At 55.2% G+C, this 21,440-nt stretch carries 19 protein-coding genes; 10 read left to right on the top strand and 9 right to left on the bottom strand.

Going from position 1 to position 21,440, the window contains the following annotated elements; genetic code table 11:
• Positions 1-26: 26 nt before the first annotated feature.
• Positions 27-1,097 carry a fatty acid desaturase gene (locus AACY09_RS17635; RefSeq protein ID WP_339489856.1) on the bottom strand — a complete coding sequence of 357 codons (1,071 nt, stop codon included), beginning with the start codon at positions 1,095-1,097 and terminating at the stop codon, positions 27-29.
• 153 nt (positions 1,098-1,250) lie between these two features.
• On the opposite strand from AACY09_RS17635, the gene AACY09_RS17630 reads away from it, so the two are divergent.
• The 5 genes from AACY09_RS17630 to AACY09_RS17610 all read left to right on the top strand — a co-directional run bounded on the left by AACY09_RS17630 (position 1,251) and on the right by AACY09_RS17610 (position 7,175).
• A complete protein-coding gene (locus AACY09_RS17630; protein ID WP_339489855.1) occupies positions 1,251-2,276 on the top strand; it encodes an AraC family transcriptional regulator in 1,026 nt (341 codons plus the stop codon).
• Positions 2,273-3,349 (top strand): FAD-dependent oxidoreductase, encoded by a 1,077-nt coding sequence (locus tag AACY09_RS17625; RefSeq protein ID WP_339489854.1) that lies wholly within the window; start codon positions 2,273-2,275, stop codon positions 3,347-3,349. Before AACY09_RS17630 ends, AACY09_RS17625 begins: the two co-directional genes overlap by 4 nt.
• Before the next feature lie 507 nt (positions 3,350-3,856).
• On the top strand, positions 3,857-5,221 hold the full coding sequence (locus AACY09_RS17620; RefSeq protein WP_339489853.1) for a glutamine synthetase family protein: 1,365 nt from the start codon (positions 3,857-3,859) through the stop codon (positions 5,219-5,221).
• 69 nt (positions 5,222-5,290) lie between these two features.
• A complete protein-coding gene (locus tag AACY09_RS17615; protein WP_339489852.1) occupies positions 5,291-6,604 on the top strand; it encodes an NAD(P)/FAD-dependent oxidoreductase in 1,314 nt (437 codons plus the stop codon).
• A gap of 46 nt (positions 6,605-6,650) precedes the next feature.
• Positions 6,651-7,175 (top strand): Mpo1 family 2-hydroxy fatty acid dioxygenase, encoded by a 525-nt coding sequence (locus tag AACY09_RS17610; protein ID WP_339489851.1) that lies wholly within the window; start codon positions 6,651-6,653, stop codon positions 7,173-7,175.
• A 116-nt stretch (positions 7,176-7,291) separates the two neighbouring features.
• Here the strand turns inward: AACY09_RS17610 and AACY09_RS17605 are convergent, their stop codons facing one another.
• The 8 genes from AACY09_RS17605 to modA all read right to left on the bottom strand — a co-directional run bounded on the left by AACY09_RS17605 (position 7,292) and on the right by modA (position 14,956).
• Positions 7,292-8,065 (bottom strand): hypothetical protein, encoded by a 774-nt coding sequence (locus AACY09_RS17605; RefSeq protein ID WP_339489850.1) that lies wholly within the window; start codon positions 8,063-8,065, stop codon positions 7,292-7,294.
• Positions 8,066-8,239: 174 nt separating this feature from the next.
• Positions 8,240-9,064 carry a biofilm regulation diguanylate cyclase SiaD gene (siaD, locus tag AACY09_RS17600; RefSeq protein ID WP_339489849.1) on the bottom strand — a complete coding sequence of 275 codons (825 nt, stop codon included), beginning with the start codon at positions 9,062-9,064 and terminating at the stop codon, positions 8,240-8,242.
• 3 nt (positions 9,065-9,067) lie between these two features.
• On the bottom strand, positions 9,068-9,448 hold the full coding sequence (gene siaC, locus AACY09_RS17595; protein ID WP_339489847.1) for a biofilm regulation phosphoprotein SiaC: 381 nt from the start codon (positions 9,446-9,448) through the stop codon (positions 9,068-9,070).
• A gap of 23 nt (positions 9,449-9,471) precedes the next feature.
• On the bottom strand, positions 9,472-10,014 hold the full coding sequence (siaB, locus tag AACY09_RS17590) for a biofilm regulation protein kinase SiaB (protein ID WP_339489845.1): 543 nt from the start codon (positions 10,012-10,014) through the stop codon (positions 9,472-9,474).
• A gap of 73 nt (positions 10,015-10,087) precedes the next feature.
• Positions 10,088-12,076: a biofilm regulation protein phosphatase SiaA gene (gene siaA, locus AACY09_RS17585; protein ID WP_339489843.1), complete on the bottom strand. Its 1,989-nt coding sequence runs from the start codon at positions 12,074-12,076 to the stop codon at positions 10,088-10,090.
• 291 nt (positions 12,077-12,367) lie between these two features.
• A complete protein-coding gene (modC, locus tag AACY09_RS17580; RefSeq protein ID WP_445323866.1) occupies positions 12,368-13,501 on the bottom strand; it encodes a molybdenum ABC transporter ATP-binding protein in 1,134 nt (377 codons plus the stop codon).
• Positions 13,498-14,181, bottom strand: coding sequence for a molybdate ABC transporter permease subunit (modB, locus tag AACY09_RS17575; RefSeq protein WP_339489842.1), 684 nt, complete (start codon positions 14,179-14,181; stop codon positions 13,498-13,500). Before modB ends, modC begins: the two co-directional genes overlap by 4 nt.
• Positions 14,182-14,197: 16 nt before the next feature.
• The gene (gene modA, locus AACY09_RS17570; protein ID WP_339489841.1) at positions 14,198-14,956 is read right to left on the bottom strand and encodes a molybdate ABC transporter substrate-binding protein; all 759 of its coding nucleotides are present in this window, start codon (positions 14,954-14,956) and stop codon (positions 14,198-14,200) included.
• A gap of 411 nt (positions 14,957-15,367) precedes the next feature.
• Here modA and AACY09_RS17565 point away from each other — a divergent pair, with 411 nt between their 5' ends.
• From AACY09_RS17565 to desA, 5 genes are all read left to right on the top strand, one after another.
• Positions 15,368-16,972 (top strand): inorganic phosphate transporter, encoded by a 1,605-nt coding sequence (locus tag AACY09_RS17565; protein ID WP_339489839.1) that lies wholly within the window; start codon positions 15,368-15,370, stop codon positions 16,970-16,972.
• A 142-nt stretch (positions 16,973-17,114) separates the two neighbouring features.
• Positions 17,115-17,921, top strand: a complete 807-nt coding sequence (gene ppk2 / locus AACY09_RS17560) for a polyphosphate kinase 2 (RefSeq protein ID WP_445323876.1) — start codon at positions 17,115-17,117, stop codon at positions 17,919-17,921.
• Between the two features lie 85 nt (positions 17,922-18,006).
• A complete protein-coding gene (gene chrA, locus AACY09_RS17555; protein ID WP_339489837.1) occupies positions 18,007-19,353 on the top strand; it encodes a chromate efflux transporter in 1,347 nt (448 codons plus the stop codon).
• Positions 19,354-19,397: 44 nt separating this feature from the next.
• On the top strand, positions 19,398-19,922 hold the full coding sequence (locus AACY09_RS17550; RefSeq protein WP_339489835.1) for a chalcone isomerase family protein: 525 nt from the start codon (positions 19,398-19,400) through the stop codon (positions 19,920-19,922).
• Positions 19,923-20,243: 321 nt separating this feature from the next.
• Entirely contained in the window at positions 20,244-21,431 is a 1,188-nt protein-coding gene (gene desA / locus AACY09_RS17545; protein ID WP_339489833.1) for a delta-9 fatty acid desaturase DesA, read from the top strand.
• Positions 21,432-21,440: the final 9 nt, after the last annotated feature.

Below are 21,440 nucleotides of genomic sequence, written 5' to 3'. Positions count from 1 at the left end.
GGTATGGCCCGCCATGTCGAGATGGATCAAGCCGTCTGCGCCTGTTCGTTGCCTTGCGTCTGTTCTGTGCGCTGCCAGCGATTGGCCCGGGTAAAGGTGCCGAAGTCATTGAAGCGTACACCCGCTTCACGCATCACCTTGTGGGCGAACGGCACGCTCAGTTGGCGGATATAAAACGGCTCCTTGACCACGAAGTGGTGAATCGCATGGCTGCTGCCGAAGTTGAAGCAGAACGCTTGCAGCGGCCATAGCCACCACGGGTTGAGGACTTGGGTTTGCTGGATCACGTTACCCGGCTCAACGTCACCGTAGTAATGCATGTTAGAGCTGACAAAGTGCAGGCAGAAGGTGCGCAATACATTAGGCCCGACCAACACCACCACGGCGATGTCTACCCCGTGCATAAACTGCAGGGTACTGGCTGACCAGTCGACCGGCATGCCCAAAGCGCTGCTGAACAAGTCGATTCCATGGAAGCCAAGGAACAGGTACCACGCGCTCCAGTTGAGCAATGCCAAGGGTGCATAAACCATCAATGAGCGCTTGATCATGTGCCAGCGCACTTTGGCTGTCGGCGCGCGCAGTACCCGAATCAAGGTCGACATGACGTTATCGCCCACCATCAGCAAGCGTGCAAGGCCCCAAGGTTCACCGTTGGTGATGGCGCGCTCTTCCAGATCCTGCTCGGTGCCGGACACCTTGTGATGATTCAAGTGCAAGTGCCGTCGAACCCAAGGATTAATCGTGCTTGGCCGCGCCAGCCAAACCAATGCCAGCATCAGATTGTGGGGAATGCGTTGTTTGCGAAAATACATCGAGTGAATCAGGTCGTGTTCGAGTTCATGGGTCAAGGATGCAAAAAATGCATTCAGTAACACACACAGCCACCAGGCCATATAGCCGTTCATATACAGGGCAGCTGAGCCGAACATTCCGAGCAGGGCGAAGGTCAGAATCCCTGCGCCTAAAGCATCCTGGTGCAGCAAGATCGGAAAACGCTGGCGCAGTTCAGTGCCATGGGCCATCACTTTTTGGCGAATATACGCTGATCGCTGGTGATCATTTAGCGGTGCAGCACTTGCAGAATCGTTCGACATCACCCCATCCTCTTATTCATCAGCGGCAAAATGACTTATGGTGAATTCAGCGTTATTTGCCGGCAGCATTTTTGATGGTTTCAACCTTGCGCCATTTATTGTCTGTACGCCCAACCGAGTACGCCAACCTGTTGACTGGATACGCCAACCTGCATGACCAATGAAGCAACTACCCTAGCCAGCTGGACCCGCGCACTGCGTAAGCAGCTTGATGCACTTGGCCTTGATGGCGAGCAGCTGTGCGCGCAGGCCGGACTCGAGCCAGGCGCATTGGACGATCCCAATGGGCGTTGCCCGTTGTCGGTCACCACCCGGCTTTGGCAGTTGGCAGTTGCGGCCAGTGGGGACCCGGCGTTGGGCCTCAAGACCTCCCAGTTTGTCAGTCCGACGACCTTTCATGCGCTGGGTTATGCCCTAGCTGCCAGTTGCAGCCTGCGTGAGGTATTTGAGCGCACAGTCCGTTATCACCAAGTGGTCAGCGATGCCATGGAGCTTGAATTGCGCGAATGTGCGGACTGCTATGAGTTTCGCTTTCGCAATTCTCCCGGCAAGTTGCTGCCTGCCCCCGAGGCGCTGGATGCATTTGCGGCAATCTACGTGCGCAGTTGCCGAAATCGACTGGGTCGCGACTTTGCGCCCATGGCGGTTTACTTGCAGCGCCCGGAACCGGCAGACCCACAGCCCTGGCATGCAGTCTTTCGCGCACCGTTGGTTTTTTCGGCGCCCGAGAACTTGCTGCGCTTTGCCAAGCCAGTGTTTGAACAGCAGTTGGACGATGGTAATCCTGAACTGGCTGAGCATAACGAGGCGGTGCTCAAACTCAACCTTGAGCAATTGCAGGCCCCGAGTTGGCTGCGCAAAGTACGCGCCCGTCTGCAAACCCAATTACCCGATGGCGAGCCTTCTGCAGAACGCATCGCACAGGCCTTGCACCTGAGTCTGCGCAGCTTGCAGCGGCACTTGGCTGAGGAAGGCACAAGTTATGAAAGGGTGCTGGCTGAAACGCGCCAAGCCCTGGCGCTGCAATACATGCGTGAGGCCAGGTGCACCATCAGTGAAATGGCCTATTTGCTCGGTTTTTCAGATGTCAGTAGTTTTAGTCGAGCCTTCAAACGCTGGACTGGGCAGAGCCCTAGCCAATACCGGGAAACTCTCAAGGATGAGCGCAAAACGTTATGAATGACTACGATTTGATTCTGGTCGGTGCCGGTCATGCACACCTTGGCGTGTTACGGCGCTGGGCCATGCTTGAGCGTCCGCCGGGGCGGATCGCCTTGGTCAGTGCTGATCACCATGCATGGTATTCGGGCATGCTTCCGGGGTTGCTCGCCGGTCGCTTTTCGGCTGAAGATTGCTCCGTCGAACTGCAACCGATGTGCCGCGCCGCCAAGGTCGACTTGATCATCGACGAGGTTATTTCAATTTCGGCAGAACAACGCCAAGTACAGCTGCGCGACGGTCGTCAGTTAAACGCAAAGTGGTTGTCGCTTAACGTCGGCGGTCAGGTGAGTCCATTGCCGCAACAAGGCGATGCCATGCACTGCTTGGCGGTTAAGCCCTTTGCGCAGTTCCTGACGCATTGGCAGACATGGCAGCAGGCGCCTAAACCCTTGGCCATTATCGGGGGTGGTGCCGCCGGCGTTGAGCTGGCATTGGCGCTGGCGGAAAAAGTGCCGCAGTTGTCACTGTTTTGTGCGGGTAAGTTGCTCGCTGGGCATAATCCGGGGTTGCATTTACGAGCGATAGGCGCGCTGCGTCAACGACGAGTGCGGCTGCGCGAGTACAGTCCAGTGAGCCGCATTGAGGGCGATCAGCTTTTTAGTGAAGACGATCTGGTCTGGCGCGGCGAGCGGGTATTGCTGGCAACGGGGGCGCAGGCGTTGCCCTGGCTCGGGCAAAGCGGCCTGCGCTGTGATGCGCGTGGCTTTGTGCAGATAATGCCGACCTTGCAGAGCGACTCACATCGACAGATCTTTGCTGCGGGTGATTGCGCAAGCCTGCCCGGCGCCCTTAAAAGCGGTGTTTATTCAGTGCGTCAGGCTCCTGTACTGGCCAATAACCTAATGGCTGCCCTGAAGGATCAGCCACTTAAAAACTACCGTCCGCAAAAGCACAGCCTGGCGCTGTTGGCCACGGGCGATGGTGGCGCGCTGTTAGCGTGGCGCGGGCTTAGTGCGAGCGGACAGATTTACGGTCGCTGGAAAGATTATCTCGACCAGAGTTTTATTCGTCGTCATCGATTTGTCGGGTGAGACAACGCGAAGCTTGTCTGTTCCGGCGTGGCGCATCAAAAACGCCTGAACCGACTTCTCACTGGTCGCTGGGCTTTACACCCCTGAGAAGCGCAGATGTCGCGGCGGTCAGTTGCGAATTGATTGTTTAGTCGAAAATAATCTGAACATGTAAAAAATATGCTTTAACAAACATTGTGCCCTGTGCCAGTCTTCAGCTCTATGAGTTTGCCAGCACTTCTTCCCAGCCAGCCTGTATTTATTCCGTTATCACGGGAGCGGCTGAGCTTTGCTGCAAACCGGGTCAACCCTCTCTTCCCAAAAATCCTAGCCTTCTGGGCGCTTTGGCATTGCCGACATGCGCGCCCTCCAGACCGGACTTTTTCCGCGATCTGCTAACCGCTGTGCGCATTCCGTGCACCCGCCGGTTGTTCCTTCTCAGTGGTACCCCTGTGCTGCTGCCTGATTGCTTATCCCGCTTGCCCATTGGCAACCGACTTATGCGCACTGCTGCGCTATCGAGATCCCATGCAATTCGCTCCCGTGCAAGAAGCTGAAAAATTCCTAGCGGAAAACCCAGATATCGAGATGTTCGAGCTCTTCATTCTCGACGCCAATGGTGTGCCGCGCGGCAAACTGCTGCACCGTGATGAATTGCTCGCTGTCTACAACAGCGGACGGCCGCTGCCGAGCACCATTCTTGGCCTGACCATGAATGGTGATGACGTTGAGGACTCAGGCTTGGTCTGGGAAGTGGGTGATATCGATTGCCGCGCTTATCCGCTGTCCGGCAGTTTGACGCGCATGCCTTGGCGGCAGATTCCCACGGCTGCCGTACAGGTCAGCATGCACCCGACTGAAGGCCTGCCCGCCACCGTGGCCGACCCACGGCATTTGCTGGTGCAGGTAATTGAGCGCCTCAAGGCAGACGGCTATTACCCGGTCATGGCCTGTGAGCTGGAATTTTATTTGCTCGATCAGAAGCGCGATGCCCAAGGCCGCCCGCAGCCCGCGCTGGACGCTGACGGCAGCCGCCCGCGCAGCACACAGGTCTATGGCTTACGCGAGTTGGAGCAGATTGAGCCGTTTCTGGCAGACCTCTACAGCGCCTGCAAAACCCAAGGTATTCCGGCACGCACGGCGATCTCCGAATATGCACCGGGGCAAGTTGAAATCACCCTTGAACATGGCGATGCACTGGAGGCCATGGACCAGGCGGTTCGCTATAAACGCATTGTCAAAGGCGTCGCTCACAAGCATGGTATGCAAGCTTGTTTTATGGCCAAGCCTTACGACCATTTGGCTGGCACCGGCATGCACATGCATGTCAGCCTGGCCGATGCACAAGGCAATAACCTCTATGCCAGCGAAAACCCGGCAGGTACGCCACTGTTGTCCATGTCGGTGGCGGGCATGCTCCATGGTTTACTCGACTCGCTGCTGTTGTTTTGTCCCAACGCGAATTCCTACCGTCGCTTCCAAGCCAATAGCTATGCGCCTTTAGCGCCAACCTGGGGTGTGGATAACCGCACCGTGAGCATGCGCGTACCGGGCGGCCCAGCCAACACTCGGCATGTTGAGCACCGTATCTGCGGTGCTGATGCCAATCCGTACCTGGCTGCCGCTGCAATTCTCGCGGCGATTCACCACGGCATTCGTCAAGAGCTTGATCCGGGGGCGCCGGTTACCGGCAATGGTTATGCGCAGGCCACCGAACTGTTGCCTACCGACTGGCTTACCTCGCTGCGGGCGCTGGAAAACTCAAGCTGGGCACGAGAGGCGTTGAGCGGCGAATTTCTCGATGTGTACCTCGCAGTCAAGCGCGAAGAATACCGGCAGTTTATGGCTGAAGTGGGTGAGCAGGATTGGCGTTGGTATCTCAGCAACGCCTGATTTTCCGGCCACTGCGCGCAGTCGCACGCCAGCCTGAGCGGCACCTGACAGCTTTAGTAAGGATTTTGTATGAATGCTCAAGTAGATGTTGTGACACCGGCAGCTGAGCGCTGCAAATCGTATTACTCGGCCACCCTTAATCAAGAAACCCATTATCCGACGCTGCAAGGTCATGTAAGCGTTGATGTGGTGATTATCGGCGGCGGCTTTACCGGTGTCGCCAGCGCGGTTGAACTGGCTGAGCGCGGGCTTAAGGTCGCGATTGTCGAGGCCAAGAAGATTGGTTGGGGCGCAACGGGCCGCAATGGCGGTCAAGTCACCGGCAGCCTGTCTGGCGATGGCGCCATGCGCAAACAAATGCGCAACAAGCTCGGCGCTGAGGTGGATGATTTCATCTGGGGCCTGCGCTGGCGCGGTCACGAGATCATCAAGCAGCGTGTCGACAAGTATGCGATTGAATGTGATCTCAAGCATGGTCACCTGCATGCGGCCTACAAGCCGAGCCACATGGATGACTTGAAGCGAGATTATGACGAGGCCGTGCAGCGCGGCATGGGCGACGAGCTGACGCTGTTGGATCGCAATGGCATGCGCAGTCACCTCGACAGCGACTTGTACCATGGCGCGATCAAGAACCTGCGCAACATGCACCTGCATCCGTTGAACCTGTGTATTGGCGAGGCCAAGGCAGCTGAAAGCCTGGGCGCTCTTATTTTTGAGCACTCAGAAGTGCTGGAAATCATCCACGGCGATAAACCTGCGGTGGTAACCGCGCAGGGTCGTATCGACGCCAAACAGGTGTTGCTGGCGGGCGATGTGTATCACAAGCTGGAACCGAAAAAGCTCAAGGGCATGATTTTTCCGGCCATGGGCGGGATTGTCACCACAGAGCCGCTCGGCGAGTTGGCTGAACAGATCAATCCGCAGGACCTCGCTGTATACGACTGCCGTTTCGTGCTGGATTACTTCCGACTTACAGCCGATAAGCGCCTGCTGTTTGGTGGCGGCGCCAATTACTCAGGCCGCGATTCGCGCGATATTGCAGCAGAACTACGGCCAGGCGTTGAGCGTACATTCCCGAAATTGAAAGGCGTTGATATCGACTTCCAGTGGAGCTGTGCCATGGGCATCGTCATTAACCGCATCCCACAGCTGGGTAAACTTTCAGACAATGTTTGGTATTGCCAGGGTTACTCTGGGCACGGCATTGCCACGACCCACATCATGGGCGAGGTCATGGCCAATGCGCTGACCGGCAGTTTAGAGAAGTTCGACACCTTTGCCGGCTGTTCACACATTAAAGTGCCGCTGGGCGACGTATTGGGTAACCCGATGCTGGCCGTCGGCATGTGGTACTACCAACTACTTGAGAAGCTGCGCTAAGCGGTTATGATCTGCGCTGAAACTGCATTTTCAGTGGAGAATAATAATGAAAACCCTGGTCGATCATCTGGCGCAATATGCGGCTTACCACCGTGATCAGCGCAATATAGTCAGCCACTTTGTGGGTATCCCTATGATCGTGCTGGCCGTGGCGGTGTTGCTGTCGCGGCCGGGTGTCGAATGGCTCGGTCTGTGGTGGTCCGGTGCCGCTCTGGTGAGCCTGGTTGCCGCGCTGTTTTATTTACGCCTCGACCTGCGCTTTGGTCTCGCCATGAGCATCGGCTTGCTGCTGTGCGTCTGGGCTGGCGCGGTGTTGGCGCAGCAAACTACCGCGCTCTGGTTGAGTTCAGGAGTCGGCCTGTTCGTGCTGGGTTGGTTGATTCAGTTCATCGGGCATTATTTCGAAGGGCGCAAGCCGGCATTCGTTGACGATGTCATGGGCTTGGCCATTGGGCCGCTGTTTGTAGTGGCCGAAGCGGCGTTCTTGCTCGGCATGCGCACTGAAGTCGAACAGCAAGTCGTTGAACGCGCAGGGCCGGTAAGGCACCGCGGCGGCCATCAACCGATTTAAGTGCTTTTGACCCAGCACGCGGTGGCTAACGCTTTTATTACCCACCTTATACGGCATGGATATTCGGGTTATTGGCTGTGTCTGGCTGGACGGCTTCGCGTTGCCACAGCCTAACTCTACTGCTGCACGGCAACTGCCGTGCTGTCCAATTGGCGGTCCATCCAGTTTTGCGTCAGGGTGCGTGAGTGCCTATCGACGGTGATCGGTGCGAAGGGTCTGCCCGAAACGCTCTGCAGGGTGTTGCTCTTGCTATTCATGTCGGCGAGTGCGCTTTTCAGGTATTCCCAGCGTGACCTGAGTTTGTCCAGGCTTGGGTCATCGGCTGAGTCTAGCGCTTTAAGCTGCTGATCAATATTTGGCAGCAGGATACGTTCATCTTGGCCAAGGTAGGTGTCGGGCTGCTCGCGGGCAATTTCGAAGGTGCCCATGTATGAGCGGCTCAGGTACTGCACTGCCAGGTATTCGACCTCGGCAGGCAGTTCATTGTCACTGCCTTGAGGCATTTGCCGTGCCTCATGCAGAAATTCGCGCAACGCTTTGCTCAGTTCCTGAGGGTAACGCCATGGCACGTTGTCTTCGCTGGGGCCATACGAAACACCGTTGCGCAACTGGGTAACAAGTTCAGTGCGTGTGCCGATGAGGCCTTCACTGGGCTGGGGAATTGCCTGAATTGCGCCATTTAGAGCCTGTAGGTCACTTTCCAATCGCTGTTGATGGGCTTTCTGGAAGCCTTCGCCGCGTAACAGCAGCAGGCTGCTGGTTGCCCGGCAGGCAAACACCTGGGCTTGTTCTGCCGGGCTGAGCGCCGTGGCAAAAGTGGTGGCAGGAAGGCTCGCCATAAGCCCAATCAGAAAAATAAACGCATTATTAATCATAGATTTAGAACGCATTCCGGGGTGCTCCTTATTATTGTTGTGAGCAATGCGGATAAGACTTTGCGTAGCAATACGCTATGTATAGATTACTTTTCTGATGGCGTTATGAAATTAACCGAAAGAGTGATTTCATCGATAATTTGGCGTCAATCCTTCAGCCATTGTAGTTAACAGCTTCAGCGCGAGCTGTTACGGCAGAGCCTTAGGCTCGGCGTTGCTGATTGGCTCGTCCGTGGCGTATATGCAGCGGTCGCGGCCATCGCGCTTGGCCTGTAGCAGTGCTGCATCCGCTCGATTAAGGGTTTGTGAGTAGCTTTCATCTGTTCGGTGCTCTGCGACACCGAAGCTGGCAGACACACTCAGCAATTCAGTGCTGACTCGAACGGCTAATGAGCGTAGACCGATGCGCACGCGCTCGATGACTTGCTCTGCTGCGCTCAGGTCGGTGTCAGGCAGTAAAATCAGAAATTCCTCGCCGCCCCAGCGACCGCAAAGGTCGTAGCTGCGAACTTCGGCCTGCAATACCCGGGCGATCTCTTCGAGCATGCGGTCACCGATGTCATGTCCCCAGGTGTCATTGATCTGTTTGAAGTGGTCAACGTCCACCATTGCCAAGACAAATGTCTTGTTTTGGCGGGTGGCCCGCGAAACTTCTTCTTTGAGCCGCTCAATTAACATCCGCCGGTTGGCGAGGGAGGTCAGAGGGTCGCGGTTGGAGGCTTCTTTAAGGGCGAGGTTCAGGTCACGCATCATCTGTTGATAGCGGTCAGAAATGCGTGCGACTTTTTCGAGCTTGCGCAGTTGCTTGTGATAGCGCTCGGACAGCGAAAGATTTTGCTCGCGGGCGAGGGATTGATAGCCATCAGAGATTCGCGCAATGCGTTCGATGCGACCTAGGTGTTCAATATTTTGCTGATGCAGACGCTGCAGGGCTTCTCTGAGTGGATGATCGGTATACGCCGGGTCAGCCAGCAAGCCTTCTATCAGTGTGTCCAGGTCGCGCTCGCGGTTCATATCTTACTCATCGAAAGTGCTGATAGTGAACGCAAATGTGCAGTCTTCCCGAAACTCTTCAGCGAGTTCTGCAACCCGCTCGTTGCGGCTGTCGTAAAGCCAGGTAACACTGACTTCCCGGCCTTGATTATGCGCATCTTCAAGCAGGTCGAAGATGTCCATCATGGCTTTTATCGAGCTGGTATTGAGGTACAAGAGCTTGAGTTGCAGCGCCAGTGGGCGCGGTTCTTTTTCAAGAAAACGCTCAACCCATTGAATGACTTGATCGTAAAGCTCAAACGAGTTCTCAGGATAGGAATCGCCTTGCATTGCCAGCACGCCCGCTTGCCAATCACCTTGGATAGCGGGTGTAGATTGCGTGCTAGCGATATTAAGTTCGCTCATGGTTGTACTCTCAATGTCCTTATTTAAATGACCGCACTCAGGCTGAAAAAGGCTCTACCATCTTCTTGCTCTCGCAAGCTGGTACGCATTGGTGCGCTAGATTTACGGGCAATATCCAGCAGCCCAAGGCCAGCGCCACTGCTGGCACCTTCTTCACGCGGTTTGCGTAGTTGTTCTTTATAGGCGACTTTGAGCTGAGCTTTGTCTAGCGTAGATAACCGGGCGACAAAGTCGACTAACTCTCGACCATCTTCCAAGGCCACCAGATTGCCTGCCGATACTACATAGCGGCCGTCTTCGTCGCGCGAAATGGCTACGGTAGCAGAGGCGTCCTGGTCACTAAAGCCCTTCTGGGTTGCATAATGCCTGATGTTTTGCGTCATCTCGATGTAAACCGCAAATACATCCATCGCCGCCGAAGGCTTGGCTTGCTCTGCTTGCATATAGTTACGCAGCGCGTTGCCAATTTCTTCGATCAGGCTGCGTGATATCGGGCCATTGAAGCACAGCATCACCCGCTGGCGATTGTAGATTTCCCGCATTGCAAGTAGGTCTAACGATTCCATAAGCGCCCTTGTTATTGTCTGTTCTTGTGAACACAAGGGGCGCTTATTGACCCACCCCTTTCTACCCGGTATTTCAATTTTGCGTTTGGCGGGTCCGATCGACGCGAAAGGACAGCACGGTGATGTCATCCCGTTGTGGAAACTCGCCTTGATACTCCGCCAGTTTTGCCGCAAAAAGCTCGGCCTGCTCAGCTAATGGCAATTTCGCATGCTTTTGCAGCATAGCTGTGAAACGCTTATTGCCAAAGCCGAATCCATGGTCGCCGCCCGCTTGGTCGAGAAATCCGTCGGTGCACATGTAGTAGGTCCAGTCGGGCATTAATGTCAGCTCGACGTTCTGGTATTCGCCTTTACGCTTGTCACCCAGGGCTCTGCGACCGCCGTGCAACTCTTGTATAGCTTCGCCATCCGTTGCAAATAGGCCAATTTTGGCGCCAGCGAAAAGAAGCTTGTTGTGGCCTGGGCAAACCCAGACCAAACCTGCGTCGGTGTTGGTGGCCAGTGCCCGCGAGAGCTGCGCGTCACCGAGCATGCCGCGCAGCGCGAGGTCGGTTTCGCGCAGAATAGCGGCGGGATCATCTGCGCCGGCAACCCCAATGGCATGGTCGATAGCGGCACGGGCGAGCATGGTCATCAATGCGCCCGGCACCCCGTGACCCGCGCAGTCGAAGACGCCGAGCAAATAACCTTCAGGATGTTCGCGGTAGACATAAAAGTCGCCACCGACTGTATCGCGTGGCTGCCAGAGTACAAATTGCTGCTGGCCGAGTGTTGCGCTGAGTTGCCGGTCAGGCAGGATTGCTCGCTGAATCAGGCTGGCATAGTCGATGGAATCATCAATTTTCTTGTGCGCTGCGATCATCTCGCGGTTTGCCTGCTCAAGTGCTTGGGTGCGCTCTTGTACTTTGCCTTCCAACTGACGGGTATGTTGACGAACTTGATCGGCCATGCTCGAAAAAGCCTGTGTCAGCTCGCCAATTTCATCATTACGCGCCTCGGGTAGCGGCTCCTCATAGTGGCCAGCAGCAATTGCCAAAGCGGAGCGCCGTAGCCCTTTGATTGGCCTTACCACCAGGCTTTCAACGGCATAGGCAAAGCCCAGCAACAGTACGCCAAGCAGCGCAACAAAGCTGATCAGCAACAGCGACAGCCAGCGGCTATCGACCACATTGGCAGCCTGCAGATCAACCGAAGTCATCACATACCACTTCAACGGCTCGATGTAGGCTAGGGCCAACAACCGTGGCTTGCCGTTAACCATGGCATCCATGGTTTTAACCCGGTTTGGCTCGGTTTGCGCCTGCAGCATGATTTGTCTTAGTAATTGCCGGTCGTCGCGGTTGCTCAGGTATTCGAATATATCGGTGCCGTTTATGGCATGACCTTGCGTGGGTTGTGCCTGAATAATGCCGTCGTGATTAAACAACATCGGCGTGACGCCCGGCTCTGCTCTGGCGAACAACTCATCAATAAAGGGTTTAAGGCTCAGTTCGCTGCCGGTGACGCCGAGAAGCTTATTTTGCGCATTGCGCACCCGGACATTGAAGCGGATCTTGCTGGCATTGTTTTGTTCGTCGACTTCGATACTTAAGCTGTAGTCGGTGGGGTCATCGCGCAGGGCAAAGTACCATGCATCTTTGGGATCACTTTCGCTGAGGGTGTAACGACGAATCTGACTGACGGGGCTGCCTTCATCATTGCGATAAAGATGCAGTGATGAATCGGCGATGATGAAGTAGGACTTATCCAGAAAGTCGCTACGAAACCCTTCCGCCTCATCAAAAAAACGGGTTCTGTGCAGCGAGCTGCTTTCATCTTGCAGCCACTGACGCGTGCCGAGGGAGTTAGCCAGGCGCTTTGACAATGCCAGCTCACGGCTCAGGGGGGCGGCTATCTGCTGGCGATGGAGGAGGGTGAAATTACGCGCGTAGGCTTCGCCGAAATGGCCGCGAATGTCGCCAAGTGCACGCCAGCCGAACAGCACGGCTGGCACTAATGCGATTGCACACGCAAGCAATACCGCGAGCGCAGACTTTCCCCGTAATCCCCATTTTACAGCCATACGCTGTGCCCTTTAGCTACGCGGGCGACGAGGCCCTGCGTATTCTCTGTAATGTGTTGTGTATGGCAATTGATAGGTAATTATAGAGGCAGGGCGTTGACCGAAAATGCCTGCCAAAGAGACGTGGTTCACAGATAAACGATGTAAGTAGGCAAAGGTGCTACAGGCACAGGAATAAAACAAGCTGTATCCGAAGTGATTCCTGCTTGTTGGTCAATTGCAAACCGTTCTCTGATGCTGGGTGATATCCCGGCGCTATGGCGGTGTTTCCTGTGCGCGTTCGCTGGTCATTTACCCGGTGCTGAGCAGCGAAACTGATTTAATTTGCAGCCAAACCTGCTGTTGCGGCAATAGCTTCAGGGTGTCGAATGAATAGCGGGTAATCCGCGCGACGATTTGCTCATCGCCCACGACGGCATGCACCAGCACCTGGGCTTGATCCGCCACCGCAATGGTGCTGACGATCTGTGCTGGGATCAGGTTGAGAATGCTGCTGTCATGCGCTTTGTGCAGGTTGATACTGACATCTCGCGCCTTGATCTTGACCCGCACGGGTTGGCCAACGCCAAGCACAGAATGGGGAAGCTTAAGCGCGCTATCGCAGCCACTCAAGCGAATGCTCAGCAGCTTGTATTCATCGTCGTAATCACTGACGTGACCGTCAACCACCGCCTCGGCGTCAGCTTCAAAAATAAAGGGCAAATCGTCACGGATCAGTGTTTGCTTCAAGGGGCCAGTGGCTTGCACCTGGCCTTCTTCGAGCACAACCAAGTGATCGGCCAGGCGGCCAATTTCATCTGCACTATGGCTGACGTAGATAATCGGAATTTGCAGTTCTGCATGCAAGCGCTCCAAATACGGCAGCACTTCAGATTTGCGTTTGGGATCAAGGGCGGCCAAGGGTTCATCCATCAGCAGCAGTTCAGGGCTACATAACAGCGCACGGGCGATTGCCACGCGTTGGCGCTCGCCACCTGAAAGCTTGTCGGGCATGCGCTGCAGCAAGTGATCGATACCGAGCAGCTCGACAGCTTGCGGCAACGGCACTCGACGTAGTGAGCGCGTAATGCGCTTCAAGCCATATTGCAGATTGTCGAGCACACTCAGATGCGGGAACAAATTGGCCTCTTGAAACACATAGCCAATGGCACGCTTATGCGGGGCGATAAAGATGCCATTGTGGCTGTCCTGCCAGACTTCACCATTGACCTTGAGGTAACCCTCTTCAGGCTTCTCCAGCCCAGCGAAGCAGCGCAGGCAACTGGTTTTTCCAGACCCTGAATGGCCAAACAAACCGCTCACGCCTTTTCCGGGTAGCTGCAGGTCAACATTCAAGGTAAAGCCGCTGTGGGCTAGCTTGAAGCGTGCCTCGATAGGTGCCAGCGCTGGAGCGTCTGGCATATCCAGCCGGGTATGGCTGCTCATGATTGCCAGCCTTGTTTAACATGGCGACTCGAGTACAGCGCGAGCAGTACAACAAACGAGAACAACAGCATGCCGCCCGCCAGCCAGTGCGCTTGGGTGTATTGCAGAATTTCGACGTGGTTGTAGATCTGTACGGAAACCACCTGAGTCTTGCCCGGGATATTGCCGCCAATCATCAGTACCACGCCAAACTCGCCTACGGTATGGGCAAAACCCAAAATCGAGGCGGTGACGAACCCCGGACGGGCCAAGGGGATGACCACAGTGAAAAAGGTATCGAGCTTACTTGCCCGCAGTGTCGCTGCGGCCTCGAGTGGTGCATTGCCTATTGCCTCGAACGCGTTTTGCAGAGGTTGCACAACAAAGGGCAGGGAATAGAACACCGAGCCGATCACCAGCCCGGTAAAGCTAAAGGTCATAATCCCTAGCCCGAGGCTTTCTGTCAGTTGGCCGATGTAACCATTGGGGCCAAGCACAATAAGCAGGTAAAAGCCGATGACGGTGGGCGGCAATACCAGCGGCAACGCAACGATGGCGCCAATGGGGCGCTTTAACCATGAGCCGGTACGGGCCAGCCACCAGGCGATTGGCGTGCCAATAAGCAGCAAGATCACAGTGGTTAGCGATGCCAGTTCAAGGGTCAGCCAAATGGCGCTTAAGTCATCGTTGCTCAGGGGCATTGCGCACGCTCAGCTTTTAGATTTTGTAGCCATAAGACTTGATGATTGCCTGGGCTTTGGGGCCTTTGAGGTAATCAGTCAGGGCTTTGGCTGCCGGGTTGTTCGCACCTTTCTTAAGGATCAGCGCGTCTTGTTTGATTGGTTGATAGTAAGACTCTGGCACCAGCCAAGCGGAGCCGCCGGTGATTTTGCCATCTTTGTAGACCTGCGACAGCGCAACAAACCCCAACTCGGCATTGCCTGTGGAGACAAACTGCAGGGCTTGAGTAATGCTCTGGCCCTCAACAATTTTGCCTTTGAGGCTATCCGTCAGGCCCAGCCCTTCTAAGGTTTCGCTCGCTGCACGGCCATATGGCGCGGCTTTGGGGTTTGCCATCGACAGATGGCTGTAGTTGTTTTGCTTAAGCACTTCGCCTTTATCATCGACATACCCGGGCTTGGCCGACCACAGTACCAAGGCACCCGTGGCGTAGGTGAAGCGCGAGCCAGCAACACTATTACCCGCCTGTTCAAGCTTGGCTGGGGTGGTGTCATCGGCGCTAAAAAATACTTCAAAGGGGGCGCCGTTGTTGATCTGTGCGAATAGTTGGCCGGTCGCGCCGAATGAAGCCACCACCTTGTTGCCGGTGTCCTGCTCAAAGGCGGCGGCAATGGCCTTCATCGGCGCGGTAAAGTTGGCGGCAACGGCGACATTAACCTCTGCGGCGAGTACCTGAGTGCTCAGTGTGCCGATTGCGAGCAGGGCGCAGAGGGCTTTTAGCGGATGGCGGAACATGGACTTCTCCTTCAGGTTTGGCGGTGGCTAGCGGTGTATATTTTTATATATAGCGCTTGGCGAAAATCGGCCTGTTCATAGGGCAGTGCGACAGGGTTGTGTGCATAGTGGTTAAAGCTGACTTTTAGGTCAACAAATCTTTTTGCTCAAATTTGCGCCGATTGAGGCGCCCCGAAGCGGCATTCTGCTGGGCTCAGCTTATATCGCTCTATACATAGATATACAGCGATTTTTGGCAGGGTCTGGGATATTTCATGGTGATGCGTACAACCTGGAGCCGCTACCGGGCGTCCGCCTGCAGTGTTCGGTCATTTTTACTTCATCAGACTGTCATCGGCAGGTGAATAAATTGTCAGCCAAAACGACCTCCCCATAATGGGGAAACAGGCGCTTTAGTCTGGAGGGATTCAAATGGCTGGCTCCTCAACATCGAGTGGCGTTGTCGCAAATCCGGCAGGTGGGATCTCGAAAATCAGCCTGATATTCGCGGCCTTGCTGATAGCTGTCACCCTGTACTTTATGGTCTGGGGGATGGAGTACACCCACAGTAATTATGCTTTTCTATTCATCCTGGCGACGCTGTTTGGCATCTTCATGGCCTTCAATATCGGCGGTAACGATGTCGCTAACTCCTTTGGCACCAGTGTGGGTGCCGGCACGCTGACGATTCGCCAGGCCTTGCTGGTGGCGGCGGTATTTGAGGTCAGCGGTGCGGTCATCGCCGGTGGTGAAGTGACATCGACCATCCGCGGCGGCATTGTGGATTTGGGCGGTATGGCGGTATCGCCGATGGACTTCGTGTACATCATGATGTCAGCGCTGATCGCCGCTGGTCTTTGGTTGTTGTATGCAACCAAAAAGGGCTATCCGGTCTCCACCACGCATTCCATTATTGGCGCGATTGTCGGTAGTTCGATCGCCTTGGGCATTCTGATGAATGGCACCGAGTCGGCGTTGGCGCTGGTGCAGTGGGACAAAATTGGCCAAATTGCCATTTCTTGGGTGCTCTCACCGCTCTTGGGCGGCGTTGTGGCGTATCTGCTGTATTCGCAGATTAAAAAATACATCCTCACATACAACGATGAGGCTGAAAGCCAGATAACTCAGATCCGCGAAGAAAAACGCGACCACAAGCGCCGCCACAAGGAAGCATTCGAGCGGCTGTCTGAGATTCAGAAAATTTCCTACACCCAGTCCATGGCGCGCGACATGCAGGTGGTCAACGACCGTGATTTTCAAGCAGAAGATCTTGAGTCTGATTACTACCGTGACTTGCAGAAGATCGAGAATAAACGCGGACAGTTGCGGACCCACAATGCCTTGGAAACATGGGTGCCGATGATTGCTGCTATGGGTGCGGTGATTATCTCTTCAATGCTGCTGTTCAAGGGCTTGAAGAACATGCACTTGGGCCTCAGCACACTTAACAGCTACCTGATCATGGTGATGATTGGGGCGCTGGTGTGGCTGGCCACATTTATCTTCGCCAAAACTCTCAAGGCCGAATCGCTGAGCCGGGCGACCTTCGTCATGTTCAGCTGGATGCAGGTCTTTACCGCCTGCGGTTTCGCCTTCAGCCATGGCTCCAACGATATTGCCAACGCCATCGGCCCCTTTGTCGCCATTCTGGAGGTGCTGCGCACGGGCGCCATCGGTTCCGAAGCGGCTATCCCGCCGGCGGCGATGATTACCTTTGGCGTGGCCTTGATTGCTGGCCTGTGGTTCATCGGTAAAGAAGTGATTCAAACCGTGGGCCACAACCTTACAGCCCTGCACCCGGCCTCGGGTTTCTCCGCTGAGCTGGCGGCTGCGGCGGTGGTGATGCTGGCCTCAGTCATGGGCTTGCCGGTATCGAGCACTCACATTCTGATTGGCGCGGTGTTGGGCATTGGCCTGGTAAACCGGCAAACCAACTGGGGGCTGATGAAGCCAATTGCGCTGGCGTGGGTGATCACCTTGCCTGCGGCTGCAGTTCTTGCGGCGATTGCCTTCCTCGTGTTGAGAAATATCTTCTAACCCGGCCTGAACCTGAGGATCTGTCATGACTGATAACGCTAATCTGGATTTCGCCGAGCAAGCGTCACGCTTACATGCCGATATTCTTGACAGTTTTGATGAAGAACTTGAGATGGAATTCGACGATGTTCGTCTCGATCCCATGCTCAAGGATCTGGGGCACGACGTACCTGTGGGCATGGACCGGCGCGTGTATTTGCGCGAGTTGTTGCGCCTGCAGTCCGAGCTGGTCAAGCTGCAGGAATGGGTTGTCGAGCAAAAACTCAAAGTTGTGGTCTTATTCGAGGGCCGTGATGCGGCCGGCAAGGGCGGGGCGATCAAGCGTATTACTCAGCGTCTGAACCCGCGTGTTTGCCGGGTTGCTGCCTTGCCAGCGCCAAGTGAGCGCGAGCGCACGCAATGGTATTTTCAACGCTATACGGCGCATCTGCCCGCTGCAGGGGAAATGGTGCTGTTCGACCGCAGTTGGTACAACCGCGCAGGCGTTGAGCGGGTGATGGGTTTTTGTAGCGACGCTGAGTCCGAAGAGTTCTATCGCAGCGTGCCGGAGTTCGAGCGGATGTTGATCCGCTCGGGGATCATCTTGGTTAAGTATTGGTTTTCGATCACCGATGACGAGCAATACCGTCGCTTCTTGATGCGTATTCACGACCCGCTTAAACAGTGGAAGCTGTCGCCAATGGATTTGGAGTCACGTCGTCGTTGGGAGGATTACACCCGGGCAAAGGAAGAAATGCTCAACCGCACACACACGGAGCAAGCGCCTTGGTGGATCGTTGAAGCTGACGATAAAAAGCGTGCGCGACTCAACTGTATCCAACATTTACTGACGCAGATTCCGTATGGCCAAACCGAGCAGTCGGAGGTCGTGCTGCCTGCCCGCGTCTACAATACGGATTATCTGCGCTCACCGGTTCCACAAGAGATGCTGGTGCCGCAGGTATACTGAGTCGAACTCCGGGGCTAAACGCCCATAAACCGCTGCGTGATGGAGATTTGACCGTCCGCAGTGATTGCCAAGCCGCAGTGGGTATATGCCTTCGACACCTTGCACCCAACAAGCGCCTCAAGCTGTCAGCCTGTTCGAGGCGTTTCGTTTCTGGTTGAAGCTGGGATTGATCAGTTTCGGCGGCCCGGCGGGGCAAATTTCAATCATGTATGACGAGCTTGTGGTGCGCCGTCGTTGGTTGTCCGAACGCCGTTTTTTGCACGCGCTGAATTACTGCATGATGCTGCCGGGGCCAGAGGCACAGCAACTCGCGACCTATATTGGCTGGCTTATGCATCGCACCTGGGGCGGTGTCATTGCTGGGTTGCTGTTTATTCTGCCGTCGCTGTTTATCTTGATCTTGTTGTCGTGGCTTTACATTGCCTTTGGCGACTTGCCGCTAGTCGCAGGCGTGTTTTACGGGGTCAAACCTGCGGTCACCGCCATTGTGATCCAGGCCACCTATCGGATTGGCTCGCGGAGCCTGACTAACCCCGCGCTCTGGTTGATTGCCGGTGCTGCTTTTTTGGCGATTTTTGCCCTCAACCTTGCCTTTCCCCTGATTGTTCTTGCAGCAGCGGTGACCGGCTACTTTGCGGGGCGATATTGGCCGCATTGGTTTAGCACCCCGCACAGTGAAAGCAAGACGCCGAGGACAGGTTTTAGCGCCTTGATCGATGATCAAACGCCAACCCCGGCCCATGCGCGCTTTCGAATGACTAAGCTGATCAAATTAGTCTTGATGGGTGCGGTTCTGTGGTTGCTGCCGATGGCGCTTTTAATCTCGGCATTTGGCTGGGACGGCACGCTAACGCAAATGGCATGGTTTTTCACCAAGGCGGCGCTGCTGACATTCGGCGGTGCCTACGCGGTGTTGCCCTATGTCTATCAGGGCGCGATTGCCGAGTATGGCTGGCTGACGTCTGCGCAGATGATTGATGGTCTGGCGCTGGGCGAAACCACGCCGGGACCGCTGATTATGGTGGTTGCCTTTGTCGGTTTCATTGGCGCCTATGTGCAGCATGTGTTCGGCGCGGAACAGCTATTTCTGGCGGGTGCTGTGGCGGCCATTTTGGTCAGTTGGTTTACCTTCTTGCCATCGTTCCTGTTTATCCTTGCGGGCGGGCCGCTGGTTGAGTCGACCCATAACCAGTTGCAATTCACTGCGCCATTGACGGCAATTACCGCCGCAGTGGTTGGGGTGATCCTTAATTTAGCGCTGTTTTTTGCCTATCATGTATTCTGGCCCCAAGGCTTAAACGCTACGTTTGACTGGCCATCGGCGGTTCTAGCCGCCGCGGCTGTTGTGGCCTTGCTACGCTACAAACGTGGCGTAATAGAGGTGATTATCCTCAGCGCCTGTTGTGGTTTGCTGGTGCATCTGTTTTTTTAGTCCGATCAAGGCAGCAGCCTGTAATCTCACCGGGAGCACTTTTGATGAGTCGCTCGACCCTTGTGCACCTGTGGCTCATATGCTGCTTGATCGTGGTGCCGCTCAGCGCCACAGCCGGTTGGCGCACTGTGCTGCCAGACACCGAGTTGGTTGGCCAAGGCGATTTGCGCATCTGGGGTTTGCGCATCTACACCGCGCGGCTGTGGAGCGCTCAACAACCCTTCGATAGCACGAAACCCTTTGCCCTCGAACTGATTTATCACCGTGATATCAGTCGTGAACAGTTTGTCGACGCCAGCCTCGATGAAATCCGACGTACATCAGGTAATCAGGTCAGCCCAGCGCAATTGGTGGAATGGCGTGGTGAGATGCAGCGTGCATTTGTTGACATAAAAGAGGGGCAGCGCATTACTGGGGTAAACTTGGCTGAGGGGTGTCAGTTCTATGTGGATGGCCGTTTGCACCACGAAGTGCGGGATAGCGCATTTGTCAAGGCTTTTTTCGGCATCTGGTTCGACCCGAAAACCCGTGACTCCGCTCTGCGCGAGCAGCTGCTAGGCCGCCGTTAGCTCGAGGCTAATTTATCGGGAGATCGACCCTTAAATTGCACGAAACCCTCTTGTTAACCTTGTTTATGCAGATTTAGACAGCATATCCAATATAACCGGTCGTCTATTTGAGACGTTGAACGGTTGTGCGCGAAAATCGCCAATACGCCCATTACACCGGGGGCTTAGGGCCCGTTTTCCCCGTGCGTGGTCACCGTGAGCTATCTCGTAACATTCATATGCAAAAGTCCGTCTGGTGTTCTGCTTTAAGATAGACATAATGCTGCTCGGTGATAATTCTAAAGACACCGTGTATTTACCTTCAGAGAGGTTCTCTAACGCATGTGGTACAACGGTATTCTCGACTTGTCGGTCTGGCAATTGATCGCAGTCACCCTACTGATGACGCATATTACGATCGTCAGCGTAACGGTGTATTTGCACCGTTACTCCGCGCACCGTGCACTTGAACTGCACCCGGCGCTTAAGCATTTTTTCCGGTTTTGGCTGTGGCTGACCACGGCGCAGAACACCCGTGAGTGGACGGCTATTCACCGTAAACACCACGCCAAGTGTGAAACCAAAGATGACCCGCACAGCCCGGTAATCAAAGGCCTGAGCACCGTTTTGCGCACAGGCGCCGAGTTGTACGCCGAAGAAGCCAGCAACCCGGAAACCCTGCGTATCTACGGTAAGAACTGCCCGGAAGACTGGATCGAACGCAATCTGTACACGCGTTTCCGTTTGGGTGGCGTGGCTATTATGGCGGTTATCGATCTGGCGCTGTTTGGTGCCGCCGGTATTACGGTTTGGGCTGTACAGATGATGTGGATTCCGGTGTGGGCTGCTGGCGTCATCAATGGCCTCGGCCATGCCGTGGGCTACCGTAATTTTGAATGCCGTGATGCCGCGACCAACCTGGTTCCTTGGGGGATCTTGATTGGTGGTGAAGAGCTGCATAACAACCACCACACCTACCCAAACTCAGCCAAGCTTTCGGTACGTAAGTGGGAGTTCGACATGGGCTGGGCATGGATCAAGCTATTCAGCTTTTTCCGTTTGGCCAAGGTGCAACGTGTTGCGCCTATTGCCCATCGAGTTGAAGGCAAGCACAGCCTGGACATGGACACCGCGATGGCGATCCTTAACAATCGCTTTCAGATCATGGCGCAATACCGCAAGTTGGTGATTGCGCCGTTGGTTAAGCAAGAGCTTGCCAAGGCCGATGCTTCGGTACGTGACCGCTTTCACCGGGCCAAACGCCTGCTGTCGCGTGAGACCAGCTTGCTCAATGATCATCACCAACTGCGCATTGATGCCATGCTTGAGCAAAGTCAGGCTCTGAAAGTCATTTATGAAAAGCGCTTGGCGCTGCAAATGATCTGGGCCAAAACCAGTTCCAATGGGCACGAGATGCTCGAAGCCATCAAGCATTGGGTACACGACGCTGAAGCCAGTGGCATACAGTCGCTGCGCGATTTTGCTGTGCAGCTAAAAACCTACTCGCTGCGGCCTACTGCTAGTATTTAAGTAGCACGT

The sequence above is a fragment of the Pseudomonas sp. EL_65y_Pfl2_R95 genome (genome assembly GCF_963971045.1).
Lineage (GTDB): Bacteria > Pseudomonadota > Gammaproteobacteria > Pseudomonadales > Pseudomonadaceae > Aquipseudomonas.
The sequence above is the reverse complement of the archived record's forward strand: the minus strand, read 5'-3'. Positions and strand labels throughout refer to the sequence as shown.

Excerpts from the sequence above, each read along its gene's own strand:
- siaB (WP_339489845.1), bottom strand. The coding sequence starts at position 10,014 with ATGGAATCGTTAGACCTACTTGCAATGCGGGAAATCTACAATCGCCAG.
- AACY09_RS17550 (WP_339489835.1), top strand. The coding sequence starts at position 19,398 with ATGAGTCGCTCGACCCTTGTGCACCTGTGGCTCATATGCTGCTTGATC.
- siaA (WP_339489843.1), bottom strand. The coding sequence starts at position 12,076 with ATGGCTGTAAAATGGGGATTACGGGGAAAGTCTGCGCTCGCGGTATTG.
- AACY09_RS17605 (WP_339489850.1), bottom strand. The coding sequence starts at position 8,065 with ATGCGTTCTAAATCTATGATTAATAATGCGTTTATTTTTCTGATTGGG.
- modB (WP_339489842.1), bottom strand. The coding sequence starts at position 14,181 with ATGCCCCTGAGCAACGATGACTTAAGCGCCATTTGGCTGACCCTTGAA.
- chrA (WP_339489837.1), top strand. The coding sequence starts at position 18,007 with ATGCCTTCGACACCTTGCACCCAACAAGCGCCTCAAGCTGTCAGCCTG.
- AACY09_RS17630 (WP_339489855.1), top strand. The coding sequence starts at position 1,251 with ATGACCAATGAAGCAACTACCCTAGCCAGCTGGACCCGCGCACTGCGT.
- AACY09_RS17610 (WP_339489851.1), top strand. The coding sequence starts at position 6,651 with ATGAAAACCCTGGTCGATCATCTGGCGCAATATGCGGCTTACCACCGT.
- AACY09_RS17565 (WP_339489839.1), top strand. The coding sequence starts at position 15,368 with ATGGCTGGCTCCTCAACATCGAGTGGCGTTGTCGCAAATCCGGCAGGT.
- AACY09_RS17635 (WP_339489856.1), bottom strand. The coding sequence starts at position 1,097 with ATGTCGAACGATTCTGCAAGTGCTGCACCGCTAAATGATCACCAGCGA.
- ppk2 (WP_445323876.1), top strand. The coding sequence starts at position 17,115 with ATGCTCAAGGATCTGGGGCACGACGTACCTGTGGGCATGGACCGGCGC.
- siaD (WP_339489849.1), bottom strand. The coding sequence starts at position 9,064 with ATGAACCGCGAGCGCGACCTGGACACACTGATAGAAGGCTTGCTGGCT.
- AACY09_RS17625 (WP_339489854.1), top strand. The coding sequence starts at position 2,273 with ATGAATGACTACGATTTGATTCTGGTCGGTGCCGGTCATGCACACCTT.
- modA (WP_339489841.1), bottom strand. The coding sequence starts at position 14,956 with ATGTTCCGCCATCCGCTAAAAGCCCTCTGCGCCCTGCTCGCAATCGGC.
- modC (WP_445323866.1), bottom strand. The coding sequence starts at position 13,501 with ATGAGCAGCCATACCCGGCTGGATATGCCAGACGCTCCAGCGCTGGCA.
- desA (WP_339489833.1), top strand. The coding sequence starts at position 20,244 with ATGTGGTACAACGGTATTCTCGACTTGTCGGTCTGGCAATTGATCGCA.
- siaC (WP_339489847.1), bottom strand. The coding sequence starts at position 9,448 with ATGAGCGAACTTAATATCGCTAGCACGCAATCTACACCCGCTATCCAA.
- AACY09_RS17620 (WP_339489853.1), top strand. The coding sequence starts at position 3,857 with ATGCAATTCGCTCCCGTGCAAGAAGCTGAAAAATTCCTAGCGGAAAAC.
- AACY09_RS17615 (WP_339489852.1), top strand. The coding sequence starts at position 5,291 with ATGAATGCTCAAGTAGATGTTGTGACACCGGCAGCTGAGCGCTGCAAA.